This window comes from Ewingella americana ATCC 33852 (assembly GCF_000735345.1).
Taxonomy (GTDB): Bacteria; Pseudomonadota; Gammaproteobacteria; order Enterobacterales; family Enterobacteriaceae; genus Ewingella; species Ewingella americana.
The window spans coordinates 99,342-106,430 of the sequence record NZ_JMPJ01000037.1; the positions used below are offsets into that span (position 1 = coordinate 99,342).

The 7,089-nt window shown below is 57.1% G+C and carries 4 protein-coding genes; 3 read left to right on the top strand and 1 reads right to left on the bottom strand.

Going from position 1 to position 7,089, the window contains the following annotated elements; all coding sequences use genetic code 11:
* Positions 1-30: 30 nt before the first annotated feature.
* The gene (locus GEAM_RS06090) at positions 31-1,317 is read right to left on the bottom strand and encodes a DUF445 domain-containing protein (RefSeq protein WP_034789502.1); all 1,287 of its coding nucleotides are present in this window, start codon (positions 1,315-1,317) and stop codon (positions 31-33) included.
* A 164-nt stretch (positions 1,318-1,481) separates the two neighbouring features.
* Here GEAM_RS06090 and GEAM_RS06095 point away from each other — a divergent pair, with 164 nt between their 5' ends.
* The 3 genes from GEAM_RS06095 (at position 1,482) to GEAM_RS06105 (ending at position 6,586) form a co-directional block, all read left to right on the top strand.
* Positions 1,482-3,161, top strand: a complete 1,680-nt coding sequence (locus tag GEAM_RS06095) for a multidrug ABC transporter permease/ATP-binding protein (RefSeq protein ID WP_034789526.1) — start codon at positions 1,482-1,484, stop codon at positions 3,159-3,161.
* Positions 3,148-3,966 (top strand): hypothetical protein, encoded by an 819-nt coding sequence (locus GEAM_RS06100; protein WP_034789503.1) that lies wholly within the window; start codon positions 3,148-3,150, stop codon positions 3,964-3,966. The genes GEAM_RS06095 and GEAM_RS06100 overlap by 14 nt, the downstream gene beginning before the upstream one ends.
* A 181-nt stretch (positions 3,967-4,147) precedes the next feature.
* Positions 4,148-6,586, top strand: coding sequence for a DUF3772 domain-containing protein (locus GEAM_RS06105; RefSeq protein ID WP_034789504.1), 2,439 nt, complete (start codon positions 4,148-4,150; stop codon positions 6,584-6,586).
* The last annotated feature ends 503 nt before the right edge of the window (positions 6,587-7,089 follow it).

A 7,089-nucleotide genomic window follows, 5' to 3' on the forward strand; every position in this document is an offset into this window, starting at 1 on the left:
CGGCTCACTCCCCCTGTTCAGGGGGAGTTTTTACAGCCTCGCCAGCACCCATGGCATCACCACCGGCAGCTGCGACAGCAGGTACAGAATCAGGCCAATAAAGGCGCCCACCAGCGTGCCATTAATACGAATAAACTGTAAATCCTTGCCGATATTCAGCTCAATCTGCCGCGACATATCCCGCGCATCCCAGCTTTTCACCGTGTCACTGATATGGCGAGTGAGAAACTCTGCGAAGTCAGGCGCCATGCGCGCCGCCACGGTTTCCATCTGCAGATTCAGTGAGGCGCGCAGCTTCTCATCCTGCTCCAGAGCCTGCCCCAGCCACTGTCCCGACTCGGTAATTTTCAGCCGCACCCGCGAGTTAGGGCTGTCCAAATCCTCTTTCAGCCAGCCGCGCATGTCGCTCCATAGCTGCATCAAGTAATCATTCAGTTTTTCGTCATTCTTCAAATACTGCTTAATCTCCTCGGCCTTTTGCGCGGCGGCGGGGTCGTTTTGCAGCGTCCAGATGAATTTCTGCACCGAACGGTCGAAGCCTTTGCGGAAGGCGTGGCTCTGGTCATTGCCCATGTCATCAAGCACCGAATTGACGGCGTTCGACACCATATCCGCGCCGTTGCGCCCCAGCCAGCCGGTGGGCAGCAGCTTGGCGGTCAGCGGGTGTTCGCGCTTCATCCAGTTAACAATTTGAGTCGAGATAAAGCTGCGCGTGCTCTCCTTGGCGAGCAGGGCTTCCAGCTGGTCCATCGCCTGATCCAGCAAAGCTTGATGCCGCCCGTCTTTGGTCAGGCTCTCTAAAATGGTGGCTACCGACTGCGACAGGTCAATTTTGTCGATCACCCGAAACAGCGCGCGTTTGATCAACTGGGCGATGCGCTGGTCGTCGGTGAACTCGAGAAAGCCGCGCATCATCTTGACCAGATAATGGGCGAAGCGCGGGGCGTTGTCCGGGGCATTCAGCCAGTCAGAAATCATCCGCGCCGGATCATGCTTGCGGATCAGCTCGACAATCGACTCCGGTGCCAGAAACTTCTCCTGTACGAAAATCGCCAAATTATCGGCAATTTTGTCTTTGTTCTTGGGGATGATCGCCGTGTGTCCGGCAATAAACGGCACCGGCACGCGGCGAAACAGCGCCACCACCGCAAACCAGTCAGCCAGCGCGCCGACCATCGCCGCCTCGGCAATGGCCTTCAGCCCAAGTATCCAGAAATTGGGCGGCAAAAAGAGGGTGACAACAAACAGGGCGGCGGCCGTCAGCAGCAGCCCCAGCGCATTACGTTTACTTCGGCGAAGTTCATGTTCTTTATCCATTACAGAAGTTTAGGAACTGCGCGCAGGGCTGTCAGCTTTTTTCTTTTTCTTCGAGGCTTGCTGGAATAATGAGAATTATTCTTGATATCGATTCACTGCTGATTAAACTGCCCAGCTATTCATATCTTTGCTGTATTGGTCGACTTTCTGGGAAACAAGATTTTATGGAGTTGTTACGCGTAGTGTTTAAGCAGTATCGCTGGCCGTTTCTGGCGGTAATGGCACTGAGCCTGGCCAGTGCGGCGCTGGGGATTGGCCTGATTGCCTTTATCAATCTGAAATTAATTGAAACCACTGAAGCCTCCCTTGCCGTGCTGCCGGAATTCCTCGGTTTCTTGCTGCTACTGATGGTGGTGACCCTTGGCTCCCAGCTGGCGCTCACCACGCTCGGCCACCACTTCATCTACCGCCTGCGCGGGCAATTTATCAAACGCATTCTGGATACTGACATCGAGCGCATTGAGCAGATTGGCAACGCGCAGCTGCTCGCCAGCCTGAGCAGCGATATCCGCGCCATTACGCTGGCCTTTGTGCGCCTGCCGGAGCTGGTGCAGGGCATTATCTTGACTCTCGGCTGCGCGGCTTATCTGGCGTTTCTCTCGCCGAAAATGCTGCTGGTCACCGTGGTGTGGCTGGTGGTGACCATTTTGGTCGGCTTCTCGCTGGTTTCGCGGGTTTACCGCCATTTGAGCCACGTGCGCGAAGCGGAAGACCGTTTGCAAAAGGATTACCAGATGGTGATCGACGGGCGCAAAGAGCTGGCGCTCAACCGCGAGCGCGCCCGCAAACTGTATGACGAAGAGTATGTGCAGGACGCCACCAGCTACCGTCACCACATCGTGCGTGCCGACACCTTCCACCTTAGCGCGGTGAACTGGTCGAACATTATGATGCTCGGCGCGATTGGGCTGGTGTTCTTTATGGCCAATACGCTGGGCTGGTCTGATACCAACGTCGCCGCCACTTACTCCCTGACGCTGCTGTTCCTGCGCACGCCGCTGCTGCAAGCAGTGGGGGCTTTGCCGACCTTACTCAGCGCACAGGTGGCATTCCGCAAGCTCAACGGCCTGCGCTTAACGCCTTACCAGCCTGAGTTTGCCGCCACGCCAAAAACCCAGAGCTGGCAGACGCTGGAGCTGCGTGACCTGACCTTCAACTATGGCGACAAAGAGCAGGAGGCCGGGTTTGGCGTGGGTCCGCTGAACCTGACCATTAAACGCGGCGAGCTGGTGTTCCTGATTGGCGGCAACGGCAGCGGCAAGTCGACCATGGCGATGCTGCTGACCGGGCTGTATCAGCCGCGCTCGGGGCAGATCCTGCTCGACGGCGTGCCCGTCAGCGAGCCGGAGCAGTATCGCCAGCTGTTTTCCGCCGTGTTCACCGACTTCCACCTGTTTGGTCGCCTGATGTCCGCCGACGGCAACACGCCTGATCCCGAGCTGGTGGAGGTGTGGTTGCAGCGCCTGAATATGAAAGAGAAGCTACAATTTGACGGCGACAGAGTCACCAACTTGCAGCTATCGCAGGGGCAGCGTAAACGCGTCGCGCTGCTGCTGGCGGCCTGCGAGGGGCGTGACTTCCTACTGCTCGACGAATGGGCGGCGGACCAAGATCCACAGTTCCGCCGGACTTTCTATCGCGAGCTGCTGCCGTTGCTGCGCGATATGGGCAAAACCGTACTGGCGATCAGCCATGACGACCACTATTTCGAACATGCCGATCGCCTGTTGGAAATGCGTTCTGGTAAATTGAGCGAATTACACGGCGAAGCCCGAGCCGACGCCAGCCGCGACGCCGTGGCGCAAATTGACCAAAAAAAGGAAACCATTGATGAACTGGAATGAAGTGATGGTGTGGGGAGTGAGCGGAGTGGTGATTGCCGCAATACTTGCCGCGCTGCACAAGAAGGGCAAGTTGGGTAAAACGCCCGCCATTATCCTATTTTTGGTGTTGGTTATTGGCGGCAACGCACTCTACGCGGGGCTGATTAAACCGCGCATGCAGGCTTCCAGTCAGACGGCGGAAATTGACCACGCGCTGGGCGAACTGCCTATCTTCAAGACCATCAATGAGCAAGAGCCAGAACTGTACCAGCAGATCCGCAGTAATATTCTGCGCTTGAGAGAAGAGGGGAAAACCCAGCAAGAGGCGATTGATACTGTCAAACCGATGGTGTCGGCCTTAATCTCCCAGCGAATGAATACCGCGCCCGACGCCAACGTGTTGGCGGCGATGCGGGTCAGTCTGCAAGAGATGCAGGAGCTACAGGCGCGCCATGACGGCACCTGCTTTAAATTCTTGTATCCACAAATCAGCGGCGGGGTGAACACGGCGCAGGTGCTGTCGCCTGAGTTGTTCAAAAAAGACCTCGACACCATGAATGACCTGCTTCAGGCCAGTGGCAGCGGGCAGAAAACCCAGCCAACTACAGTGAGCGCCGAGAAAGCTCAGGCGCTAATGGTGCCAGTGCGCGAGAAGCTGCATCAGGATTACGGCGACCAGTTGCAGATGTTTAACGATTTAGGCGCGGCGAGCGTTGATCGCGCCAAGGTGTGTGACATCTCCATCAGCCTCTACTCCAACATTTTGGCCTTGCCGGAGGCTGACGCTGTCGGCCTGCTGCGCCTGATGCTGGGCAAGCAGGGGTGATCTAAACGATCTTTGCCTCCAGCGTTACAAACCGCTGGAGGCCGCTCTTTTTGGCATTCTGGGTGATTTTTCTTCCTTCTCGTTGCGATCCAGAAAAAACCTGATATTTTCCGCATCAATAATCGCTATTATCACTATTCTAAAAAATAATAATTCCCCCGAGTGTCGGATAGATTCCTTTATGCATAAATTCTTTAAAGCGCCCGTGGTGTGGGCACTGTTAGCCACGCTGTTTATGGCACCAATGGCGACATGGGCGGCCAACAACGGTGATGCGGCCGATATCAGCGCATCGGCGGCGGATCCCAACGCGGCTCCCGAGCCGGTAAAAATCAACGTGCCCGCCACGTTGACCGCGCTGCAAAAACGCTTGGATACCACCAAACAGCAGGTTTCGTCGGCCAAAACCGAGAAAAAGCTCAACGGCTTAAATGACGATGCGCTGGCGATTGTGGATGACGCCGACAAGCTGATTGCCGCGCTTGGGCCAATGCGTGCTCAGGTGCAGGCCCAGCTTGATGTCCTCGGCCCGGCCCCTGCGGCGGGAGCTTTGCCTGAAACCGGTGAAGTGGTGCGCCAGCGTAATAAGCTGAACACCAGCAAAACTCAGCTCGATGCGCAAAATGAGCAGGCCACGGCCATTCGCACCAGCGCGCAGAACCTCTCTAGTCAGATTGGCGGGCTGCGCCGCGACACGTTGAAAACCCAAATCGCCCTGAACACAGGCAGCGTTCTGAGCAAGAACTTCTGGATGGCGCTGTTAGAGCCGCAGGACAATGACCGCGCGCGCTTCGCCGATTTTGGCTCGCAGATCAGCGCCGCCTGGGACCAAGCTTGGCAGCCTGAGTTCCGCGTAGGTTCTGCGTTCTATCTGCTGCTGGCGCTGGGGATTGGTCTGTTGGGGCGTCGCCTACTGGATAAGCCGCTGAACTGGATCCTTCAGCGCTGGCTTCCCGGTGGCCGTCTGCGCCGCAGCCTGCTGGCGACCATTGTGACGCTGGTGGTGGTCATCACCCAATGGCTAAGCATCACCTCGCTGTTCCAGTTCTTTGTGCGCCTGCCGGACACCTCTGAGGCGTTGCTGGAGTTCGCCAACTCGCTGATCGGCCTCGTGGTTTTCTCCGCGCTGGTGGCCGGTTTAGGCTCGGCACTGCTCTCGACCAAGCATCCTTCGTGGCGTCTGCCGGGGTTGGCGGACCCTATCGCCAATACGCTGGCCTCCTTCCCGATAACACTCAGCGCCTTCATCCTTATCTTCGGCGTGGTCGAAGAGGTGAACAATCTGGTGGGTGCCAGCGTTTCAGCCACGCTGTTCGGTAATGGCCTTTCAGCTTTTCTGGTTGCAGCCAGCTGTCTTGTCACGCCAATGCGTGTTAACAGCGTTCGCCGCCACCTGCTAGCACGCGGCGAGCAGCCCGAAGCCCGTTCGACGCTGGCCGGTCTGATCCACATGGCTATTAGCATCACCGCCATTGCCATCCTCGCGGCGCTGCTGATTGGTTATATTCCGCTGGCCCGTTTCCTAACCTATGAATTGTTGTGGGTGGGTTTGGTTCTGACCGGCCTGTACTTGATGATTCATCTGGTGGTGGACTTTAGCGAGAGCTTCTTCTCGCCAAATACCTCCACCGGCAAGTTGCTGAAAAGCAGCCTGAGCGTCAATGAGCGCCATCTGTCGCTGGCCGCCACGCTGTTCGCCGCCGTGGGCAAAACCCTGCTGATCCTGTTTGCTGCCGTGGCCTTGCTCAATGGCACCTTCGGGACCACCACGCCGATAGAGCTGCTGAGCAAAGTGGTGGATATCTGGGGCGGAAAAGGGCTGGAAGGGATGAATATCATTCCTGCTCACGCCGTTAACGCTTTCCTCTGTCTGGCGGTTGGCCTGTATGTGCTGCGCTCGGCCAAACGCTGGTTAGATAACGACTTCCTGCCAAAAACCGCCATGGATCGCGGCATGCGCGCCTCGCTGGTGACGCTGTTCACCAACGTCGGCTATGTGCTGATCATTCTGCTGACGCTCTCCACGTTAGGCATTGAGTGGAACCGTCTGGCATGGATTGTCAGTGCGCTGTCGGTAGGTATCGGTTTTGGCTTGCAGGAGATCGTGAAGAACTTTATCTCCGGTTTGATTTTGCTGACCGAGCGCCCAGTGAAAGTAGGGGACTTGGTGACCATTAGCGGCGTCGAGGGGGATATCCGCCGGATCAACGTGCGTGCGACTGAGATCCAACTGAGTGACCGTTCAACGGTGATTGTGCCGAACTCGCAGTTCATCTCGCAAAACGTGCGTAACGCCACCATGGGCAACGCGCAGGGCGTAGCCACCATCGCGCTGACCTTCCCGCTAGACATCGACCCCGAGCAGGTGCGCTCGCTGCTGTTGCAGTGCTACGAGCTGCACGAGTCGATTCTCGACACGCCAGCGCCTTCCGTCAGCTTCAAAGAGCTGGGCCCGAATGGCATTGTGCTGAGTGTTACCGGCTATGTCGCCAGCCCGCGTATGGTCAGCGGCACCAAGAGTGACCTGCTGTATGAGATCCTCAAGGCACTGAGGAATGCGGATATTAGTCTGAGTCAGACGCAGACCATGGTGTTGGAGCAACCGTTCGAAAAACGGTGATGTTTTTGCCTCGGCGGCAGGCCTAGACCTTGGGCCTGCAGCCCAAACCTGCTTTAAATCTTTAAATTCAAATTCAAAACCGTGGGCGTCGGCCCACACCGACCAAGGGAGGCGTAAACGCGCCTCCCTTGGAACCCTGCGTTTTTATTGCTGTGAGATCGAGGCTTCGCAGGTTTGGAATGGACGTGTTCCAGCGGCCACGGTGTTCGCCGCGAAGTGCCGCCGCTTAGGCGGTTCCCTCGCTGCGGGATTCCAACCCGCGCAAACTACCGCGCGGTTTTCCACCTCTTGCTCAGCGTCACTTCTGAATGCGGTCTACTGGCATTTACGCCGTGCCGTTTCAGGGAAGTGCTGTTCTGCTCCTCCCCCTGATAAGGGGGGGGCTGGGAGGGGGTATTGCATAATAATCAGTGAGTTAGGTTGGGTGAGGGCTGGGTTTGCTCCTTCTCCTCTCAGAGGAGAAGGCAGGGATGAGGAGTGGTTTAAAATCATGCTCAATGCAG